A 3,655-nucleotide genomic window follows, 5' to 3' on the forward strand; every position below is an offset into this window, starting at 1 on the left:
CACGCGCTCGATCCCGCCATGGTTCGCCCGTGCGACATAATCGGCCATCCAGTTCTCGCCGAGCACCTGGCGCGCGATCTCGACCACGATGTAGTCGGCTTCGAGGTTCGCATCCTCGTTGTAGCGCGACAGGCCTTGCAGGCACGACGGGCAGCTCGTCAGGATCTTCACGTCCGGCCCGTTCGCCCCCGCGGCGGCCGGCGCCGGCGCATCGCCCGCCACCACCGGAATCGCGCGCAGCTTCGCGGCGCCCTTGCGGATCTCCTCTTCCTTGCGGAAGCGCACCTGCGTGGACACGTCCGGGCGCGTGACCGCGAGCGTGCCCGATTCGCCGCAGCAGCGGTCGTTCTTCTCGATCTTGTAGCCGTCCTTCTCCGAGCCCATCAGCTCGTTGACGAGCTTCACCGGATCCATCGTCTTGATCGGCGTGTGGCACGGGTCGTGATACATGTAGCGCGTACCCGTCACGCCGTCGAGCTTCATCCCCTTCTCGAGCAGGAACTCGTGGATGTCGATGATCCGGCAGCCCGGGAAGATCTTGTCGAATTCATACCCCGCGAGCTGGTCGTAGCACGTGCCGCACGACACGACCACTGTCTTGATGTCCAGGTAGTTCAGCGTGTTCGCGACCCGGTGGAACAGCACGCGGTTGTCCGTGACGATCTTCTCGGCCTTGTCGTACTGGCCCGAGCCGCGCTGCGGATAGCCGCAGCACAGGTAGCCCGGCGGCAGCACCGTCTGCACGCCGGCTTCCCACAGCATCGCTTGCGTGGCCAGCCCCACCTGCGAGAACAGCCGCTCGGAGCCGCAGCCCGGGAAGTAGAACACCGCTTCCGAATCGACGGTCGTCGACTTCGGGTTGCGGATGATCGGCACGATCTTGTTGTCCTCGATGTCCAACAGCGCGCGCGCCGTCTTCTTCGGCAGGTTGCCCGGCATCTTCTTGTTGACGAAGTGGATCACCTGCTCGACCGCGGGCGGCTTGCCGGTGGTCGCCGGCGGGTGCTGCGTCTGCTTCGTCACGACCTTCTTCAGCATGTCGTTCGCGAAGCGCTGCACCTTGTAGCCCACGCCCATCATCACGCCGCGCGCGAGGTTGATCGTCTGCGGATTGGTTGCGTTCAGGAAGAACATGCCCGCCGCATTGCCGGCGTTGAACTTCTTCTTGCCCATCTTGCGCAACAGGTTGCGCATGTTCATCGTGACGTCGCCGAAGTCGATCTTCACCGGGCACGGCGTCGCGCACTTGTGGCACACCGTGCAGTGGTCGGCCACGTCGTTGAACTCGTCCCAGTGCTTGATCGACACGCCGCGGCGCGTCTGTTCCTCGTACAGGAACGCCTCGACCAGCAACGACGTCGCGAGGATCTTGTTGCGCGGGCTGTACAACAGGTTCGCGCGCGGCACGTGGGTCGCGCACACCGGCTTGCACTTGCCGCAGCGCAGGCAGTCCTTCACCGAATCGGCGATCGCGCCGATGTCGGACTGCTGCATGATCAGCGACTCGTAGCCCATCAGCCCGAAGCTGGGCGTGTACGCGTTGCGCAGATCGGCACCGTCGAGCAGCTTGCCCTTGTTGAAGCGGCCGTTCGGGTCGACGCGCTGCTTGTACGCGCGGAATTCGGCGATCTCGTCGTCGGTCAGGAACTCGAGCTTCGTGATGCCGATCCCGTGTTCGCCGGAAATCACGCCGTCGAGCGAGCGCGCGAGCGTCATGATGCGCGCGACCGCCGCGTGCGCGTCCTGCAGCATCTCGTAGTTGTCGGAGTTGACCGGGATGTTGGTGTGGACGTTGCCGTCGCCCGCGTGCATGTGCAGCGCGACGAACACACGGCCGCGCAGCACGCGCTTGTGGATCGCCTGCGCTTCGTCGAGGATCGGCTTGAACGCGCCGCCGTTGAAGATCGCGCGCAGTTCCGCGCGGATTTCCTGCTTCCACGAGATGCGGACCGTGCGGTCCTGCGTGACGTGGAACACGGTCGCGCCCGGCTGCTCGTCCGCGCGGTCGGCGAACTTCTCGGCGAGCGCCTCGTAGCCGAGCTGCACCAGGTAGTGCTGCGCCTCGCGCAGCGGCTGGTCGAGCCGGTCGCGCACGAATTCCCAGCGCGCCCGCACGCGCTTGAGCAGCTCGAGCGCCTGCTGCACGCGATCTTCCAGCAGTTCCGCGCTCGGGATCTCGTTCGCGTCGTCGGTCTTGCCGAGCGGCAGGTTGCCGCCGCGGAAGAACGCCTCGAGCGCGTCGACCAGCTGCAGCTTGTTCTTCAGCGACAGCTCGATGTTGATCCGTTCGATGCCGTCGGTGTACTCGCCCATCCGGTTCAGCGGGATGACGACGTCCTCGTTGATCTTGAACGCGTTCGTGTGCTTCGCGATCGCGGCCGTGCGGCTGCGGTCGAGCCAGAAGCGCTTGCGCGCCTCCGCGCTGACCGCGACGAAGCCTTCGCCGCTCTTGCCGTTCGCCATCCGGATCACTTCGGACGTCGCCTGTGCGACCGCATCGGCATCGTCGCCGACGATGTCGCCGATCAGCACCATCTTCGGGAATGCATTGCGCTTGCTCTTGGTCGCATAGCCGACCGCGCGCAGGTAACGCTCGTCGAGGTGCTCGAGGCCCGCCAGGATCGCGCCACCCTGCTTCGACGTCTCGAACAGGTAGTCCTTGATCTCGACGATGCTCGGAATCGCCTCGCGCGCCTGGCCGAAGAATTCGAGGCAGACGGTACGCGTGTGCGCGGGCATCTTGTGCAGCACCCAGCGCGCGGACGTGATGAGCCCGTCGCAGCCTTCCTTCTGCACGCCCGGCAAGCCGGCGAGGAACTTGTCGGTCACGTCCTTGCCGAGCCCTTCCTTGCGAAAGCGCCGGCCTTCGATCTCGAGCATCTCGGTGCGCAGCAGCTTCTCGCCCGGCGCGTACGCGCCGTCGAACCACTTCAGCTCGAAGCGCGCGACCGCGATATCGTGGATCTTGCCCAGGTTGTGCTCGTGGCGCGTGACTTCCAGCCAGTTGCCGTCCGGGTCGACCATCCGCCACCACGCCAGGTTGTCGAGCGCGGTGCCCCACAGCACGGCCTTCTTGCCGCCCGCGTTCATCGCGACGTTGCCGCCGATGCACGATGCGTCGAGCGAGGTCGGATCGACCGCGAACACGTAGCCGGCCGCCTCCGCCGCCTCGGTCACGCGGCGCGTGACGACGCCCGCGCCGGAGAAGATCGTCGGCACCTTGTGCGCGACGCCCGGCAGTTCGGTCAGCTCGACCGCGCCGAGCTGTTCGAGCTTCTCGGTGTTGATCACCGCCGAGAACGGCGTGAGCGGCACCGCGCCGCCCGTGTAGCCGGTGCCGCCGCCGCGCGGGATCACCGTCAGGCCGAGCTCGAAGCACGCCTTGATCAGTGCCGCGATCTCGGCTTCGGTATCGGGCGTCAGCACGACGAACGGGTATTCGACGCGCCAGTCGGTCGCGTCGGTCACGTGCGACACGCGCGACAGCCCGTCGAAGCGGATGTTGTCCTTCTGCGTGCAGCGGCCGAGCGCCTTGGTCGCGCGGCGGCGCAGCTCGGCCATCTTGTCGAATTCGTCCGCGAACTCGTCGACCGCGCGCTGCGCGGCCGTCTCCAGCATCTCGACGCGCGATGCGCGTTCGCGGCCGGCGTCGTCG

1 protein-coding gene is annotated in these 3,655 nt (G+C 66.5%); it reads right to left on the bottom strand.

Translation table 11 applies throughout. The features are described from left to right. Nucleotides 1–3,655, bottom strand: a 3,655-nt coding sequence (locus WT24_RS03845; RefSeq protein WP_060031379.1) for a DUF3400 domain-containing protein, incomplete at both ends; no start/stop codon positions are given.

The sequence above is a fragment of the Burkholderia sp. MSMB1078WGS genome (genome assembly GCF_001528895.1).
Taxonomy (GTDB): Bacteria; Pseudomonadota; Gammaproteobacteria; order Burkholderiales; family Burkholderiaceae; genus Burkholderia.